Below are 17,389 nucleotides of genomic sequence, written 5' to 3'. Positions count from 1 at the left end.
CCGCGCTCTTATCCGTCAGATAGTGCGGCTTTCCCCGTCTGGCAAAGCCGTTCGACCGATTTCCGGCCAAAGATGCGCGACGAGCGATTGCGGACGGGCAATCAGTGCGATAGGCGGGACGGCAATATGCGCCCCGTTGATGAGGCCCCACCGCTTGCAAACCGTTCCGTTCCCCTTCTCCGTCCGCCATGCCCTGATGGCCGGCGCGACGCTACCCGTCTTCCTGCTGGCCCCTGCGGCGCTGGCGCAGCAGCTGAACGAGCCAGTCGCTCCGATCAGCGCGCCCGACGCGCCCATGCCGGACAATCAAGACCAGATCGGCTTCGCCGCCGATGCGCTGCAATATGACAGCAACAGCGAAGTCGTGACCGCCGACGGCAATGTGCAATTGCTGCGCGACGGCAACCGGCTGCGCGCCGACAGGATCGTGTGGAACCGCACCAGCGGCAAGGTGGAGGCGATCGGCAATGTCTCGATCGTCGATCCCGAAGGCAATATCGCCTATGGCGACCGCATCGACGTCACCGATACGCTGAAAGACGGCGCGGTCGACAATATGCTGCTCGTGCTCCAGTCGGGCGGCCGCCTGGCGTCGGTCAAGGGCACGCGGGCCGACGGCATCTATACGCTCAATCGCGCCACCTATACCGGCTGCGCGGTGGAGGACAGCCATGGCTGTCCCAAGGAACCCACCTGGCAGATCAACGCCATCCGCGTGATCTACGACCCGGTGCGGCAGCGCGTGACGTACAAGAACGCCAATATCGAACTGTTCGGCCTGCCGCTGATCCCCTTGCCCGGCCTGTCGCACCCGGTCGGCGATGGCGGTAGCAGCGGCCTGATGGTGCCCAACCTGCGCTACGACCGCAATAACGGCTTCGAAATCGCGCTGCCCTATTATTTCAAGCTGGCCCCCAATCGCGACCTCACCGTCACCCCGCATGTCTATACCGACACGCTGCCGATGCTGGAGGCCAATTACCGCCATCTCTACGATCGCGGTGCCTATCAGGTCACCGGTTTCATCACCCATGGCAGCCGCGTCGCGACCAGCGACAGCAGCGTAGGGACGACCCCGGCGGAATCCGAAAAGGATATTCGCGGCTATCTCGACGCCAGCGGCAAGATGCAGTTGTCGCCCGAATGGAGCCTCGACGGTTCGCTCCGCTTCGCCACCGACCGCACCTTCCTGCGCCGCTACGACATCAGCCGCGACGATCGGCTGCGCTCGACGCTCGGCGCGCAGCGGATCGGCGATGACAGCTATTTCTCGATTCGCGGCTGGGCGGTGCAAACCCTGCGCCAGGGCGATTCGCAGGGGCAGACCCCGATCGCGCTGCCGGTCATCGACTATCGGCTGCGGCTGAAAGACCCGCTGCTGGGCGGCGTGCTCCAGTTGCAGGCGAACACGCTGGCCATCACCCGCACCAGCGGTCAGGATACGCAGCGCGCCTTTGCCGCGGCCGAATGGAATCTGCGCACGCTGACCGGCCTGGGGCAGGAAGTCACCTTCACCGGCTATCTGCGCGGCGACGTCTATCACAGCAGCGACAACGCCTTGACCTCCGTCGTCAGCTATGCCGGCGATCCGGGGTGGCAGGCGCGCGGCATCGCCGCCGCCGCGGTCGACATGCGCTGGCCCTTCGTCGGCGAAGCCTTTGGCGGCGTGCAGCGTATCGCCCCGCGCGTGCAGATCGTCGCCGCGCCGCATCTGGCCAACCTGTCGCTACCCAATGAGGATGCCCGCGCCGTCGACCTGGAGGACAGCAACCTCTTCGCGCTCAATCGCTTCGCGGGCTATGACCGGTTCGAGGATTCGACCCGCATCACCTATGGCCTGGAATATAGCCTGGCGCTGCCCAACTTCTTGCTCGAAGCCAATGTCGGCCAGAGCTACCGGATCGACAATCGTCCCGCCATCCTGCCGGACGGCACCGGCCTGTCCGACCGCACGTCCGACATCGTCGGCCGCACCACCGTCCGCTACAAGGATTTCCTCGCCCTCACCCACCGCTATCGCGTGGACAAGGACAATCTGTCGGTTCGCCGCAATGAAATCGACGCGACCGTCGGCACGAAGAAAACCTACGCCATGGTCGGCTATCTGCGGCTCAACCGCGATGTCGCGTCGGGGCTGGAGGATTTTCAGGATCGCGAGGAACTGCGCCTGGGCGGCCGTATCCAGTTCGCGCGCTTCTGGTCGGTGTTCGGTTCCACCGTGGTCGACCTGACCGATGCGAAGGAAGCGCCCAACAGTACGTCGGATGGCTACGAACCTGTTCGTCACCGCCTCGGCGTCGCTTATGAGGATGACTGCCTCACCCTCGGCCTCACCTGGCGCCGCGACTATCAGGCCAATGGCGACGCGCGAAAGGGCAATGGCTTCCAGCTACGGCTAGCTTTCCGCAATATTGGCATATAAGGAACGGGCTCCCGCCTACCGTCAGGACTGGTTAAGGCGGACCAGCGCATCACGCGCCGGTTCGTATTGGAGATTTTTGCCGAAGATGCTGCCTGTCGCTTCCTCGCCCACCAGCCTGTTTCATGGCGTCCGCTCGGGCCTTCGCACCTTGCTCCTGTCCTCGGCGCTGCTCAGTGTCGGCGTCCAGCCGCTTCTCGCCCAGACGGTCGATGACGATGGCGGCGTCGGCGCGCAGCAACTCAACCTGCCCAAGGACGTCACCGTTTTTGGCAAGAGCGACCCCAATGTTCGCAAGGCGACGGCCATCGTCAACGGCCGGATCATCACCGGGACGGACATCGACCAACGCCTGGCGCTCATCATCACCGCCAATGGCGGCAAGGTGGAGGAAGCGGAAAAGGAGCGGCTGCGCGTGCAGGTTCTTCGCAACCTGATCGACGAAACGCTCCAGATTCAGGAAGCCGCCGCCAACGACATCAAGGTCGATCCGGCCGAAGTGCAGCAAAGCTATGAGCGCGTGGCCGCCAATTTCCGCCAGTCGCCGACCCAGTTCGACGGCTATCTGCGCGAAAAGGGTAGCGCCGCCGCCAGCATCAAGCGCCAGATCGAGGGCGAGCTGGCATGGAGCCGCCTGCAACGGCGCAATATCCAGCCGTTCGTCAACGTGTCGGAAGACGAAGTGAAGTCGGTGGTCGATCGCCTCAATGCCGCCAAGGGCGCGGACGAATATCGCATCGGTGAAATCTATCTGTCGGCGACGCCTGAAAATCACGACCAGATCGTCGCCAATGCCCGCAACATCATCGAACAGATTCAAAAGGGTGGCAGCTTCCCCGCTTATGCCCGGCAGTTTTCCGAAGCGTCGACCGCCGCGGTCGGCGGCGACCTGGGCTGGGTCCGTCCCGCGCAGTTGCCACCCGAACTGGCGCAGGCCGCGACCGGGATGCAGGTCGGCCAGATCGCTGGCCCGATCGACGTCGCCGGTGGCGTGTCGCTCGTCTATGTGATGGACAAGCGCAAGGTGCTGACCGCCGATCCGCGTGATTCGCTGCTCAGCCTGAAACAGCTGTCGGTCCTTTTCCCCAAGGGCACGACCAAGGATCAGGCCAGCGCCAGAGCCGCCAGCTTCGCCGCCGCGATCAAGGAGATCAAGGGTTGCGGCCAGGCCAACGAAGTCGGGTCGAAGATCGGCGCCGACGTGGTCGACAATGACAATGTGAAGGTGCGCGACCTGCCGCCGCAGTTGCAGGACATTTTGATGAACCTGCAAGTGGGCGAATCGACGCCGCCCTTCGGGTCGATCGACGATGGCGTGCGCGTCCTGGTGGTCTGCGGCCGCGACGATCCGGTGTCGGCCAACGCCCCCAACGCCGAACAGATTCAGGCGCAGTTGGAAGAAGAACGGGTCAACAAGCGCGCGCGCATCTACCTGCGTGACCTTCGTCGTGATGCGGTCATCGAATATAACTGACGCCGCGCCTCTCGCACCCTTTGCGGTGTCGCTCGGCGATCCCGCCGGGATCGGGCCGGAGATCGTCGCGAAAAGCTGGGTGATGCGCGAAGCGCGCGGCCTGCCGCCCTTCTTCGCGGTGGGCGACGCCGCGTCGCTACGCGCGGTATGGCTGGGACCGATCGCGATCATCGGCGCGCCGGAGGAAGCGGCTGGTGCGTTCGGCAACGCTCTGCCCTGTCTCCAGGTCGCCGACGCGGGTGATATCGTGCCGGGCAGCCCCAGCATCGATGGCGCGCGCACCGCTTTCCAGGCGCTCGAAGTCGCGGTCGGGCTGGCGCGTCAGGGGTCCGCCGCCGGGATCGTGACCGCGCCGGTGGGCAAGGAACAGCTTTACGGCGTCGGCTTCACCCATCCAGGCCAAACCGAATTTGTCGCCGAACGCTGCGGCGTGTCGCCCCATAATGCGGTGATGATGCTGGCCGGTCCGTCTTTGAAGGTGGTGCCGATCACCATCCATATTCCGCTGGCGCAGGTGGCTTCGGCGCTGACGATCGACCTGATCCGCGCCCGCGCGCTGACCACGGCGAAGGGATTGCAGCGCAATTTCGGCATCGCCCGCCCGCGCCTCGCCGTGGCAGGGCTGAACCCTCATGCCGGCGAAAATGGCGCGCTAGGCCGGGAGGAGATCGAGGTAATCCGTCCCGCGATCGAGTTGCTGCGCGAAGACGGCCTCGACATTGTCGGCCCGCTCGCCGCCGACGGCATGTTCCATGCGCGCGCCCGCGAAACCTATGACGCCGCGCTCTGCATGTATCATGATCAGGCGCTGATCCCGATCAAGACGTTGTATTTTGACGAAGGCGTCAACATCACGCTGGGCCTGCCGATCGTGCGCACATCGCCCGACCATGGCACCGCCTTCGGCATAGCCGGCACCGACAGCGCCAATCCCGGCGCGATGATGGCTGCGCTCAAGATGGCGGCCGAAGCCGCCCGCGCCCGCATCGCCCATGGCTGACACGCGCCCAGCATTGCCGCCTCTACGAGAGGTAATTGCACGCCACGGCCTCGCCGCCAGCAAGGCGCTGGGCCAGAATTTCCTGCTCGACGAACAACTGCTGGACCGGATCGCCGCCATTCCCGGCACGCTGACCGACGCCCCGACGTTCGAAGTCGGCCCCGGCCCCGGCGGCCTCACTCGCGCGATCCTCCGCGCCGGGGCGCGGCTGGTCGCGGTCGAGCGGGATCGCCGCTGCCTGCCCGCGCTCGCCGAACTGGAGGAAGCCTTTCCCGGCCAGCTCCGCGTCATTTCCGGCGATGCGATGGCCATCGACGCCCATGCCGAGGCGGGGACGGGCGCCCATATCATCGCCAACCTCCCCTATAATGTCGGCACGCCGCTGCTGGTCGGCTGGCTGTCCGCCGAATGGGAACCGCTGCCCTGGTGGTCCAGCCTGACGCTGATGTTCCAGATGGAGGTGGCCGAGCGTATCGTCGCCAAGGCCGGCTCCGACCATTATGGCCGCCTCGCCGTCCTGTCCCAATGGCGCAGCGACGCGAAGATCGCGATGAAGGTGCATCGCAGCGCCTTCACCCCCCCGCCCAAGGTGATGTCAGCCGTCGTCCACATCACCCCCAAGCCAGCGCCCGACGGGGTGCAGCTCAAATTTCTCGAACGCCTCACCGCTGCCGCCTTCGGCCAGCGCCGCAAGATGATGCGCCAGAGCCTCAAAGGCCTGCCCGGCGCGCTCGAAGCGTTGGACAGCCTCGACATCGACCCGCAACGCCGCGCCGAAACCGTCAGTGTCGATGAATTTGTCGCCATCGCGCGGATATTGAGCCGTTGAATCCGAACCCCTTATTCAGCCAATCCGTTCGTGCTGAGTAGAGCCTGAGCCTGTCGAAGGCTCGAATCGAAGCACCGTCTGGAAAACCCATGTCCCGCCTGATCCTGTTCAACAAACCCTATGACATGCTGTCGCAATTCACCGATCGCGGCACCGACACGGCGCGCGCGACCCTGTCCGACTGCATCGCCGTACCGGGCGTCTATCCCGCCGGTCGGCTGGACCGCGACAGCGAGGGCTTGCTGCTGCTGACCGACGACGGGCGGCTGCAATCGCGCATCGCCGATCCCAAATATAAGACCGCAAAAACCTATCTGGCGCAGGTCGAAGGCGACGTTACCGACGCCGCGATCGCCACGCTCCGCCGCGGCGTGGATTTGAAGGACGGCCTTACCGGCCCGGCCGATGTCGAACGGATCGACGCGCCAGACCTCTGGCCCCGCAATCCACCGATCCGGGTGCGCAAGGCGATCCCCGACAGCTGGATCAGCCTCACCATCCGCGAAGGCCGCAACCGGCAGGTGCGCCGCATGACCGCCGCGGTCGGACACCCCACCTTGCGCCTCGTCCGTTGGCGCATCGGCGACTGGACGCTAGACGGGTTGCAGCCGGGCGAATGGCGTGAGGTTCAGGTCGGCTGATCGTCCATACCGGGGGCTGGCAACACCCGCTTGCCCTTGGTCCGGCTGGTCAGGTGATATTGGCCACACCGGTCGCAGCGATAGAAGCGCAGCGGCACGCTGCCTGCCAGTGCCGCCGCCAGGGCCGCGTCCTGCGACCCGAACCGCCGCTTGCGCGCACAGATGCTCAGCCGCGTTCGGATCGCTCAGTCCTCGGACAGGAAGCTGACGCTGCCCTCATTGTAGAGCGTCGCCACCAACGCCATTGCCGCGTCAGTGCCAGCCAATGCCGGATCGATCACGATGCTTTCCGCCGCACAAATCTGCTTCGCCAGCACCGCCACATCGCCGCTGCAATCATAGCTCTCGCCATCGACGAACAGCGTCACCGCGCCCTCCCCCGCCGCCACGAAGGCGAAGCGGCTCGCAGGATTGCGGTACAGGACGACGCGCTGCTCCACCAATGCCTGCACATCCTCGACCGCGATCGGCTCGTCGGGCCGGAAGTCCAGTTCGGGATATTTGCGCTCGCTGGTATAGGCCCCGAACCAGCGCGCGAAGGCCGTGCGATCGTTCAGCGCGTCACCGACCATCGCCTGCAAACGGGTCAGCGCCGCCGCGCCGATCTCGCCCGGATTGTCCTGTATCGTGAGGTCCGGGTCGGCATAACGGTCGTCATCCTCCATTCCGCCGACGATATGGGCGCAAAATTGCTCGACCAGTTCGCTGCGCGACGGCGCGCGGAAACCGACCGAATAGGTCATGCAATCATCGCCCACGGCCACGCCATTATGCGCCACGCCCGGCGGCACATAGAGGATGTCGCCAGGCTCCAGCACCCATTCGGCTTCGGGCTGGAAATCGGCGAGCAGGCGCAGATCCTCATGCAGCATCAATGGCGTATCGGCGTCGCACCGCCCGCCAACCTGCCAGCGCCGCCGGCCCAGCCCCTGAACCAGGAACACGTCATACTGGTCGTAATGCGCGCCGACGCCGCCGCCATCGGTGGCGTAACTGACCATCACATCGTCGATCCGCCAGTTGGGGATGAAGCGGAACGGCGCGACCAGCGCGGCGACTTCCGGCGCATGCATGTCCACGGCCTGCACCAGCAGCGTCCAGGGGCTGCGGCCCATCGCCCCGAACCGGTCTTCGGGCAGCGGCCCATGTTCGACCATCCAGCGCCCGTCGCCCTGGCCGACCAGCCGCGATTCCACACCATCCTCGCAGGCCAGGCCCGCCAGTTCGTCCGGTTCCAGCGGATTGATCCACGCCGCCCACGGGTTGCGGATCAGCAGCGGCTTTTTCTGCCAATAGTCGCGCAGGAACAGGTCGACGTCGAAATCTGTGAAGTGCATGGCCCGTCCGCGGTTCAGCGGCGCGCCTCATGCGCCCGCCCCACCGGCCTTGCCGTGCGATGCCAACGAAGTCAAAGCGTGCGGCGCACGCCGATCATATTCAGGGGGTTTCGGTGGGCGCGGCCTTCGGCACGGTCACCGCATCCTTGCTCGTCATCGCGACGGCGGGCGGCCCCTTCTGGATCGCCGCGGCCAGCTTGCCGACCGGGGCGCAGTCACCCTTGCACAAGGCCTGCGCCTGCGCGAGCACCTCTTTGGCGCGGGCAAGTGCGCCCTTTTCGACCATCGCCTCGCCCTGTCCGGCCAGCGCGGCGACGTCTGTGGGGTCGAGCAGCAGCGCTTCCTTGTAGAGGCGGATCGCCTTGCCCTGAAGCCCCTGCGCGCGCGCAACCTCGGCCAGTGCGACAAAGGCCGCGCGGTTACGCGGATCGATCGCCAGCGCGCTTTCCAGCGCATCGTTCGCGCCTTCCAGATTGCCGGCCTTGTGTGCGGCCTCGCCCGCCTTCTGCCATTCGACCGACTGGGGGCTGATCTGGCTGTCCGGCTTCTGGCTCAGGCCCACGCTCGACACGGTGGTCAGGACGATGGCGAGCGCGATCGAGGCGGGGGTAAAACGCATGATAGTCTCCAGCCATGTTTCAGGCGCTGATTTCGGCCCATAGCCCACGCCCCAACTGTCGCGATTTTGCGGGCGCTTGTCCATGGCCTGTTTCACGCCCCCCGGCGCAACCGCGCAAAGAAGAAGCCATCGCTGCCATCATGCCCCGGCGTCAGCAGCAGCCCCGCGCCATGCGCCCGGCCAACGGGAATCTCGATCGGTTCGGCCGTCCATCCGGCGTGCCGCGCCAGAAAGGCGTCGATCTGGCCGCGCCCTTCGCGCTCGGTCAGCGCGCAGGTGGCATAGACCAGCGCCCCGCCCGGTGCCAGCAAGGGCGCCGCGAAATCGAGGATGCGGGCCTGTTCCGCGACCAGCCGGTCAAGCCGCGCGGGCGTCAGCCGCCAGCGCGCCTCCGGGTTGCGCCGCCAGGTGCCGGTGCCCGAACAGGGCGCATCGACCAGCACCACGTTCACCTGTCCGTTCAGGCTCTCCAGTCCGCGCCCCTCATGGCTCTGGTCCAGCAGCAGCGTCTCGATAAAGGTCGCCCCCGCCCGCGCCGCGCGCGGTTCCAGCCGCGCCAGTCGGGACCGGATCGTGTCGGCCGCGATCAGCGTCCCCCGACCGGCCATCGCGCCCGCCAGCGCCAGCGTCTTGCCGCCCGCCCCGGCGCACAGGTCCACAACCGTCATGCCCGGCTGCACGGCGCAGGCCGCCGCGATCCACTGGCTGCCGGCGTCCTGCACCTCGACCAGCCCCTCCTTCCACGCCGCCTGCTGTTCGACCGGAAAGCCTTCGGGCAGGCGCAAGCCGTCCGGCAGGCCAGCGATCGGCACCGCGTCGGGCAGCAAGGGCGCGACCGCTGCGGGCGTCGCCTTCAACCGGTTCACACGCAGATCCACCGGCGCGCGGCCCAGCAGCGCATCCTGCTCTACGGGTGCTGCCAGCAACGGTTGCAGCCAGCCCGGCACCGCGCCAGCCTCAGCCCCCGTCTCGCCCGGCTCGATCGGCAACGGCGCATGAGTCGATCCATCGAACAGCGCAGCGACCTCCGGCCGCTCCAGCGCCACGCCGATCATCGCGGCACGCCCGGTTTCCGGCCGCTCCGCCGCGCGGCGGATCGCGTCATAGACATGGTCGCGCACCGCCCGCCGATCCCGCGAACCCGCATAGCGCCGTTCCTTGAAATAGCGCGCGATCAGAGTATCGGCCGCCGGCCCGCCATCGCGCGCCGACGCGATGATGGCGTCCAGCAGATCGATCGCGGCCTGGATACGAGCGGAGGGGGTCATCTAATCCTTCCCCCCCTCCCTTCCAGGGAGGGGTCGGGGGTGGGTGGCGAGCGAAGCGAGCCTAGCGCCCCGCCGATCAGGCAGAAGCACCACTGCGCGGCGCACCCACCCTAACCCCTCCCTTAAAAGAGAGGGGAATTAAGAAAAGGCTTACCGCGTCGGATAATTGGGTGCTTCCCGCGTGATCGTCACATCATGGACATGGCTTTCCGAAAGCCCTGCATTGGTGATCTGCACGAAACGCGCGCGCTCTTGCAAATCCTTGATCGTAGCGCTGCCGGTATAGCCCATCGCCGCCTTCACGCCGCCGACCAGCTGATGGATCACATCCTTGGCCGGCCCCTTGAACGGCACCTGGCCCTCGATGCCTTCGGGCACCAGCTTCATCTGGTCCTTGATATCGGCCTGGAAATAGCGGTCCGCGGACCCGCGCGCCATCGCGCCGACGCTGCCCATGCCGCGATAGCTCTTATAGGCGCGGCCCTGGTACAGGAACGTCTCGCCCGGCGCTTCGGCGGTGCCGGCCAGCAGCGAACCCACCATGACGCAACCCGCGCCCGCCGCCAGCGCCTTGGCCAGGTCGCCCGACGTGCGCAGCCCGCCATCGGCGATCACCGGCACGCCCTGCTTGGCCGCTTCCTCTGCGGAGTCCATGACCGCGGTCAACTGCGGCACGCCCACGCCGGCCACGACGCGCGTGGTGCAGATGGAGCCCGGCCCGATGCCCACCTTCACGCAATCCGCGCCCGCGCCGATCAGTGCCTTGGTCGCTTCGGCGGTGGCGACATTGCCCGCGACCACCTGCACATGGTTGGACAGCTTCTTCACCGCCTCGACGGCAGCCGAAACCTGCTTGCTATGCCCATGCGCCGTATCGATGACAATCAGGTCGCACTCCGCGTCGATCAGCGCGCGGCTGCGCTCCAGCCCCTTTTCGCCGACCGTCGTAGCCGCCGCGACGCGCAGACGGCCGGTGCCATCCTTGGTCGCCTGCGGATAGGTGACCGCCTTTTCGATATCCTTGACCGTGATCAGGCCCACGCAATGATAGCCCTCATCGACCACCAGCAGCTTTTCGATCCGGCGCTGATGCAGCAGGCGCTGCGCCTCTTCCTGCCCCACGCCGACCTTGACCGTGGCCAGATTATCCTTGGTCATCAGCTCGCTAACCGGCTGCTTGGGGTTCTCAGCAAAGCGCGTATCCCGATGGGTCAGGATGCCGACCAGCTTGCCGTTCGCCTCCACGACCGGGATACCGCTGATCCTGTGCTTCTGCATCAGCATCTGCGCGTCGGCCAGCGTCGCTGTGGGCAGGATGGTGATCGGGTTGACCACCATGCCGCTCTCGAACCGCTTGACCGCGCGCACCGCATCGGCCTGCTCCTCGACGGTCATGTTCCGGTGCAGCACGCCGATGCCGCCCAACTGCGCCATCACGATCGCCATGTCGGCCTCGGTCACCGTGTCCATGGCGGACGACAGGATCGGGATGTTCAGCTTGATCTCGCGCGTGACGAAGGTGGACGTGTCCGCCTGGCTGGGCAGCACATCGGATTCGCCGGGCTGCAACAGCACGTCGTCGAAGGTGAGGCCGAGGCGGATATCCATGGAAAAAGCCACTTTCTGCTGCGGAACCGATGCCGAAAAAGACAGCGCTTCCGGGGGATTTGTGGCGGCCCATGTAACCACTATGGGCGCGGACGGCCAGACCCCTTGGGGGATTTTATTAAGGGACGATGAAGCGGTGTGATGAGCATCGCCAAGGGGCAGCTATGGGTAGGAAGCGGACGTGACAGTCGGCTACCGATCATTGCTAACGATGTAGAGCATCTTCAATTTACCCTCGAAACTAAGTAATCCGCCGCCCTACGCAGCATAGTGGGCGATATATATTTCCGATGAACGAGCGAGATGGCCGACATATAAAAATGTCCAAATAGGTTCTTGCACCTTACCCCAGTGCCGAGTGTGAGATTTACCCGGTCTGACGCCACTTTCTCGACGCTAACACATGACCTAAAAACCAGATGTCTGTCGCGTGCACCGAGGACTACGGCAGCACGCAAGCCATCCTCTTCGACTGACTGATCCAGGACGGGATATTGGTTTACGAACATATTAGTTCTTTCATCGGACAAGAGCGAAGACACGGGACATCCCAAGGGCGATGTTCTCAATCCTAAAGGCTTGACGAGAATATTTCTGATCGTCATGAGATGAGAGACGCCACGCGGGGCATTATTAAGAAAACCTTCGAGTAGTAGTTCAAGAATCTGCGCAGCTTTTAGATCGCCGAAATCCATCCCGCTGAGCGAGATCATAAAAGTGTCCTGATGATGGGTTTTAGCGGCGCCCAGATGCCGCATCAGAAGCGAATCCTCTGGAACGGCTTGCAATTCGATCACCGTCTTTGTGATTTCCGTTTCTGAAACATAGCCGCCCGGCCGGTGGCGGCTGCTCCAAAAACTCCTGAAAATTCCCATGCTGCCCCGGAAGGTGTCACATACCTTCCGATGGATCGTGCCTGCTGGCGCGTCCAAAGACAATGTTGTCGTAGGAACAACTTCTTGCAGAAAATTCCCGGACTGGATTAGTTGAGAGATATCTTCCGGCAAAACCTCGGTCAGTGCCGGAATATCGGCCATATTGGCTTTGATCCGGGCCTTGAGGTCATCTGTAAGATTGCCGCCAAGTTCGTCCGTATGGGATGACAGCGCGAAGAAAACAGGGTGCAGGGAATTTTTGGATAATGGCCAGAACTGGTGCCAGGTTTCGCCACCAAATCGCACGGTAAACAAGCAGTCCGGCGGGATGTTTATAAAATGCAGCGCCTCCAGGAATTTGCGGGGATTGATTTTCATATCTTCCGCAGTAGCCGTCGAAAAGCGGAGTTGAGCGCCGCCGCTGCCCGAAACGGCGGTGAAAATCCGATGTCCGGCATGGCGATGAAACGGATGCCCTTGAGGGCCGACAACGAATGAATAGAGGGCTGTGGTATCGCCCAACTCGAAGTTGGTTCCCCCAAGCTTCGCTGAAGGCTCTTCAAGCGCATCGATATATTGAGTATGCGCCTTTTGCCGGGCGGCGATACTGTGGAAAAGATGGCTTCCCGCGCCGTGGCCCAATTGCGCGATCAGCGAAACTTCGATCGGGAGCCTATCCTTCGCATTCGGAATGACGACAGATGGGAAGGTGTCAACGACGCGTGTCAGATACAGCATTGAGATCTCGCAGAGTTCCGTCACGCCATAGTTTGCGCTGTTCCGATACCTATATGAATGGCGCAACGAATCCACTGTCTCGCGATGTGGCACCGCACGTCTGCGTTCTCATGGCCAAAGGTGGTCGGTGGCGGACACCAAACCACCCAACGAAAAAGGGGCGCAGCCTCAGCCACACCCCCTTTCCCTAACCTAATCGCAGCCCTCAAGCCCCCGCAGGACTCGCCTCGCCGAACGGTCCCTTGCGCTTGCGGATGCGCGGGATCGAGGACCCCGCCGCCGGCATCACCGACGGCTTGATCGTCGTGCCGTCGTCGCGGGTGATCTCGCCCTTCTCCAACAACGCCCGGATTTCCTCGCCGCTCAGCGTCTCATATTCCAGCATGGCGTTCGCCAGCAGGTGCAACTGATCCTCATGGCCGGTCAGCAACTCCTGCGCGCGCTTATAGCCCTGCTCCACCAGTCCACGAATTTCCGCGTCGATCAGCTTGGCCGTCTCGTCGGACATATGGACGCGCTGGCTCTGCGAATAGCCCAGGAACGTCTCGCCTTGCTGCTCTTCATATTGCAGCGGCCCCAGCTTGTCGGACATGCCCCATTGCGTGACCATGTCGCGCGCCAGCTTGGTCGCATATTGGATGTCGCTCGATGCGCCGCTCGACACCTTGTCGTAGCCAAAGATGATTTCCTCGGCCACGCGACCACCCAGGGCGACGGCCATGTTCGCGTGCATCTTGTCGCGATGATAGGAATAGCTGTCGCGTTCGGGCAAGCGCATCACCATGCCCAGCGCACGGCCGCGCGGGATGATCGTCGCCTTGTGGATCGGATCGGACGCCGGTTCATGGACCGACACGATGGCATGGCCGGCCTCATGATAGGCGGTCATCTTCTTTTCATCGTCGGTCATGACCATGGAGCGACGTTCCGCGCCCATCATCACCCGGTCCTTGGCCGTCTCGAACTCGTCCATGGCGACCAACCGCTTGCCACGCCGCGCCGCCGTCAGCGCCGCTTCGTTGACAAGATTGGCCAGGTCCGCGCCGGAAAAGCCCGGCGTGCCGCGTGCGATCGTGCGCGGATTGACGTCGGGGGCCAACGGCACCTTCTTCATATGGACGGCCAGGATCTTCTCGCGGCCGTCAATGTCGGGACGGGGCACCACGACCTGACGGTCGAAGCGGCCCGGCCGCAGCAAGGCGGGGTCCAGCACGTCGGGGCGGTTGGTCGCCGCGACGATGATGATGCCTTCGTTGGCTTCGAAACCGTCCATCTCGACCAGCAACTGATTCAGCGTCTGCTCGCGCTCATCATTGCCATTGCCCAGGCCCGCGCCACGATGACGGCCGACCGCATCGATTTCATCGATGAAGACGATGCAGGGCGCGTTCTTCTTGGCCTGTTCGAACATGTCGCGCACGCGGCTGGCGCCGACGCCCACGAACATTTCGACAAAGTCGGAGCCGGAGATAGTGAAGAATGGCACGCCCGCTTCGCCCGCAATCGCGCGGGCCAGCAGCGTCTTGCCGGTGCCGGGCGATCCGACCAGCAGCGCGCCTTTGGGAATCTTGCCGCCCAGGCGCGAAAATTTGGTGGGGTCTTTCAGGAACTCGACGATTTCCTGCAATTCCTCGCGCGCTTCGTCGATGCCGGCGACGTCATCGAACGTCACCTTGCCATGCTTTTCGGTCAGCAGCTTGGCCTTGGACTTGCCGAAACCCATCGCGCCGCCCGCGCCGCCGCCCTTCTGCATCTGGCGCAGCACGAAGAAGGCGATGCCCAGGATCAGCAGGAAGGGCAACGACTGATAGATGAGGATCTGCCAGAAGCTGGGCTGGTCCTGCGCCTGGCCCGAATATTTGACATTATAGTCGTCGAGCAGGCCGGTCAGGCCCGGATCGTTGACCGGAACGGTGGTGAACTTCTGACCGCTGGACAGGGTGCCGCTGATCTTGTCCGGCGCAATCGCGACATCCTTGACCTGGCCTTCCTGCACCTTGGACCGGAATTCGGAATAGGCGATGCCCGTCCCCGCGCTGGACGCGGTCCGGCTGTCGAACAGCGACACGAACATCAGCAGGGCGACGATCACGCCCGCCCAAATCATGGCGCTCTTGATCCAGGGGTTGCCCTGCGGGTCTTTTTCGTCGTTCATCATCACTCGCTTTCACCGGTCAAGATAGGGCGCGCCGACAAAAGCGCAAGCGCACGCCGCCCCGTCCTGATCGCTATTTAACGCGCCGCTCGCGATCGCTCAGACGCCGCCAACTAACGTCCACGCGACATAGGCCAGCGCCAGCGCCACACCGCCCGACAGACCGCACAGCAGATAGCCGACATAGAGTAACAGCGGCGGATGCGGGTGTCCCCGCTTGCGGTTACGCTGCGCCGCCGAAAGAATGACACTGGCCAACAGGCCATAGGTCAGTGCCGCAAACTCCACCATGCACCGGATCCCCCGCTAGAAAGGTCGCAGGATAGCCATGACGGGCTTTAAGGAAAGGCCATTGCGCTGCATCAAATCGGCAAAGCGTGAGGGTATCGCGACAATCCGTGGAACCTTTCCGTAACGATCTCTACGGCGTCCGGCGCGGCGGCGCGGGATGCAGCGTCCAGACCGCCCCGCCCTTCAACAGCCAGTCGCCCAGACTGGCCTGCCCACCCGCCATGGCGGCGGCGATCGCCCGATCCAGGCTGTCGCCGCGTGGCGGCGGCGCGGCGACCCGCGCCAGCATAAGCAGCAGCAACCGCCGCAGATATTCGCGCGGCAGGTCGGTCCGCTCCAGCCGCCACCCCAATCCATCAGGCCTGACATGCGCCGCGGCGAGCGCCGTCACGCTCCACTCGATCGCCCCGTCCGCCTCGGCCAGCGCCGCCGCGCTGCGCGCCGCCGCCTCGACGTCCAGCCAGGGCGCGTGCGCCAACGCCGCGCGCAGCGCCGCCCGGTCAAAGCGCGGATCGGCATTGGACGGATCATGGACATGGGGCAGTCCCTCGGCGGCTGCCAGCGCCTCCAGCGCCGCCTTGCGCACGTTCAGCAGCGGGCGGATCACCCGGCCCGCGCCCGCCTCCGATCGCGCCCGCACCCCGGCCAGCCCGCCGACGCCCGATCCACGGTTCAGCCGCATCACCATGGTTTCCAGTTGGTCGTCGGCATGGTGGGCGGTCATGATCCAGTCGATCCCCTGCGCCGCCCGCCACCCCTCGATCAACCGATAGCGCAGCGCCCGCGCCCAGGCCTGGATATTGCCCGCCACCGGCCGGTCGGGGATCAGCGTCGCATGGGCGATGCCCTGATCGGCGCACCAGCGCGCCACCATGGCCGCTTCCTCCGCCGATTGCGCACGCAACTGATGATCGACCGTCACCGCCGCCACCCGCCCTGGAAAGGCGCGCGCGGCGAGCGACAGCAACGCCATGCTGTCCGGCCCGCCCGACACTGCGACGCCGAACCGCGCCACGGACACGTCCCCGACCAGCGCCCGCGTCGCCGCGTCCAGCCGCGCGACCAGCGCGCTCGCGTCGCTGGTCAGCTGCACTTCGCCTTGGCGCGACCCGCGGTCATCATGCCGCGCAGGGTGGAGGAGAGGCTCTCGCCATAGACCTGCTCCAGCTCTTGATAAACCTTGCACGCATCGGCTGGCTTTTTGAGCTGGATCAGCGCGTCGCCCAGATAGGCCAGGCTGTCGGGCGCGCGGTCGCCGCGCGGGCGCTTCTGGTAATTTTCATAGAAGGCGACCGATGCCAGCGCCGGCTTGCCATCGTCCAGATAGGCGCGGCCCAGCAGGTTTTGCGCCTTGCTGGCGACCGGGCTGGCACCATATTTCTCGACCGTCGTCTTCAACTGGCCCTGCGCCTCGGGGTAGAATTTGGCCTCCCAGAGGCGATAGCCATAATTATAGGCGTCGCTTGCGGCGTCGCCGGTGTCGGGCCGCTCGACCGCCGCGACGGCGGCCTTGCGCGCTTCGCTCGCGACCGGCGGCGCAGCCACCGGTGCCGGCTTGGGCGTGGCGGCCGGGGCAGGCTTGGGGGCGGCGGATCGCGGCGTGACCGGCGCAGGCGCGACCGCTACGGGCGCGGACACGGGCGGCGCTTCGGCGACGGGCGTCATGCGCGCGTCATTCTCCGCCTTATATTTGTTGAACGCTTCCTCCAGCTGGCGCAGCTTGTAGCTATTCTCCTCCACCTGTCCGGTGATCGACGCCAACTGCGATTCCAGCGCGCCCACCCGCGCCGTCAGGTCAGATATCGGCGTGCCGGACGGACTGCCCGGCGTCACCGTCGGCGTGGCGGGACGGCTGATCTCCGCCTCGATCGGCGTGCCGGCCGGAAACACCTTGCGCTGCACCGCGCGCATTTCCTTTTCCAGCCGGTCGACCCGCACCTCGACCGGCGCATTCTGCGCGGCGGCGGGCAGAGCCATGACAGGCAGGACGACGGCCAGCAGGAAGGCCGTTGTCGCAAGGAAGGCGTTACGCATGATGATCCCCGACTGATATTCCTGGCTTAACCATAAGGCGTTATTTCGCGCGGTAAAGCGCGACGTCGCCTTGTCGTCCCGATGCCTGTCGTCCCGGCGGC

Annotated in this window: 15 protein-coding genes; 6 read left to right on the top strand and 9 right to left on the bottom strand. The window is 65.0% G+C overall.

The features are described from left to right. Positions 1-154 precede the first annotated feature (154 nt). The 5 genes from HHL08_RS02180 to HHL08_RS02160 all read left to right on the top strand — a co-directional run bounded on the left by HHL08_RS02180 (position 155) and on the right by HHL08_RS02160 (position 6,363). Entirely contained in the window at positions 155-2,422 is a 2,268-nt protein-coding gene (locus HHL08_RS02180) for an LPS-assembly protein LptD (protein ID WP_408021746.1), read from the top strand. An 85-nt stretch (positions 2,423-2,507) separates the two neighbouring features. After that, positions 2,508-3,893 (top strand): peptidylprolyl isomerase, encoded by a 1,386-nt coding sequence (locus tag HHL08_RS02175; protein ID WP_169571096.1) that lies wholly within the window; start codon positions 2,508-2,510, stop codon positions 3,891-3,893. Continuing rightward, positions 3,871-4,893, top strand: coding sequence for a 4-hydroxythreonine-4-phosphate dehydrogenase PdxA (gene pdxA, locus HHL08_RS02170; protein ID WP_169570821.1), 1,023 nt, complete (start codon positions 3,871-3,873; stop codon positions 4,891-4,893). Before HHL08_RS02175 ends, pdxA begins: the two co-directional genes overlap by 23 nt. Next, positions 4,886-5,722 (top strand): 16S rRNA (adenine(1518)-N(6)/adenine(1519)-N(6))-dimethyltransferase RsmA, encoded by an 837-nt coding sequence (gene rsmA / locus HHL08_RS02165; RefSeq protein WP_169570820.1) that lies wholly within the window; start codon positions 4,886-4,888, stop codon positions 5,720-5,722. Before pdxA ends, rsmA begins: the two co-directional genes overlap by 8 nt. A gap of 89 nt (positions 5,723-5,811) precedes the next feature. After that, positions 5,812-6,363, top strand: a complete 552-nt coding sequence (locus HHL08_RS02160; RefSeq protein ID WP_169570819.1) for a pseudouridine synthase — start codon at positions 5,812-5,814, stop codon at positions 6,361-6,363. Positions 6,364-6,548: 185 nt separating this feature from the next. On the opposite strand, the gene HHL08_RS02150 is transcribed toward HHL08_RS02160, so the two are convergent. The 4 genes from HHL08_RS02150 to guaB all read right to left on the bottom strand — a co-directional run bounded on the left by HHL08_RS02150 (position 6,549) and on the right by guaB (position 11,195). Further along, positions 6,549-7,700 (bottom strand): ribosomal protein uL16 3-hydroxylase, encoded by a 1,152-nt coding sequence (locus HHL08_RS02150; protein WP_169570818.1) that lies wholly within the window; start codon positions 7,698-7,700, stop codon positions 6,549-6,551. Positions 7,701-7,800: 100 nt separating this feature from the next. After that, complete coding sequence (locus tag HHL08_RS02145) at positions 7,801-8,319, bottom strand: tetratricopeptide repeat protein (protein WP_169570817.1); 519 nt, start codon at positions 8,317-8,319, stop codon at positions 7,801-7,803. Between the two features lie 92 nt (positions 8,320-8,411). Next, positions 8,412-9,587, bottom strand: coding sequence for an RsmB/NOP family class I SAM-dependent RNA methyltransferase (locus tag HHL08_RS02140; RefSeq protein ID WP_169570816.1), 1,176 nt, complete (start codon positions 9,585-9,587; stop codon positions 8,412-8,414). A gap of 150 nt (positions 9,588-9,737) precedes the next feature. Beyond that, entirely contained in the window at positions 9,738-11,195 is a 1,458-nt protein-coding gene (gene guaB / locus HHL08_RS02135; protein ID WP_169570815.1) for an IMP dehydrogenase, read from the bottom strand. Between guaB and HHL08_RS02130 the strand changes: the two genes are divergently transcribed. After that, positions 11,194-11,337, top strand: a complete 144-nt coding sequence (locus tag HHL08_RS02130; RefSeq protein ID WP_169570814.1) for a hypothetical protein — start codon at positions 11,194-11,196, stop codon at positions 11,335-11,337. The two genes, guaB and HHL08_RS02130, sit on opposite strands and share 2 nt — an antisense overlap. A gap of 82 nt (positions 11,338-11,419) precedes the next feature. Here the strand turns inward: HHL08_RS02130 and HHL08_RS26085 are convergent, their stop codons facing one another. From HHL08_RS26085 to HHL08_RS02105, 5 genes are all read right to left on the bottom strand, one after another. Further along, on the bottom strand, positions 11,420-12,832 hold the full coding sequence (locus tag HHL08_RS26085) for a DUF2867 domain-containing protein (RefSeq protein WP_206377637.1): 1,413 nt from the start codon (positions 12,830-12,832) through the stop codon (positions 11,420-11,422). Between the two features lie 181 nt (positions 12,833-13,013). Then, on the bottom strand, positions 13,014-14,963 hold the full coding sequence (gene ftsH, locus HHL08_RS02120) for an ATP-dependent zinc metalloprotease FtsH (RefSeq protein WP_169571093.1): 1,950 nt from the start codon (positions 14,961-14,963) through the stop codon (positions 13,014-13,016). Between the two features lie 99 nt (positions 14,964-15,062). Then, a complete protein-coding gene (locus HHL08_RS02115) occupies positions 15,063-15,254 on the bottom strand; it encodes a hypothetical protein (protein WP_169570813.1) in 192 nt (63 codons plus the stop codon). 130 nt (positions 15,255-15,384) lie between these two features. Further along, a complete protein-coding gene (gene tilS / locus HHL08_RS02110; protein ID WP_169570812.1) occupies positions 15,385-16,347 on the bottom strand; it encodes a tRNA lysidine(34) synthetase TilS in 963 nt (320 codons plus the stop codon). Next, positions 16,338-17,288 (bottom strand): tol-pal system YbgF family protein, encoded by a 951-nt coding sequence (locus HHL08_RS02105; RefSeq protein WP_169570811.1) that lies wholly within the window; start codon positions 17,286-17,288, stop codon positions 16,338-16,340. The genes tilS and HHL08_RS02105 overlap by 10 nt, the downstream gene beginning before the upstream one ends. Positions 17,289-17,389: the final 101 nt, after the last annotated feature.

Origin of the sequence: Sphingobium psychrophilum, assembly GCF_012927105.1 — a bacterium.
In the GTDB taxonomy this organism is placed as follows: Bacteria; Pseudomonadota; Alphaproteobacteria; order Sphingomonadales; family Sphingomonadaceae; genus Sphingobium; species Sphingobium psychrophilum.
This window is presented reverse-complemented; position numbering and strand designations above follow the sequence as displayed.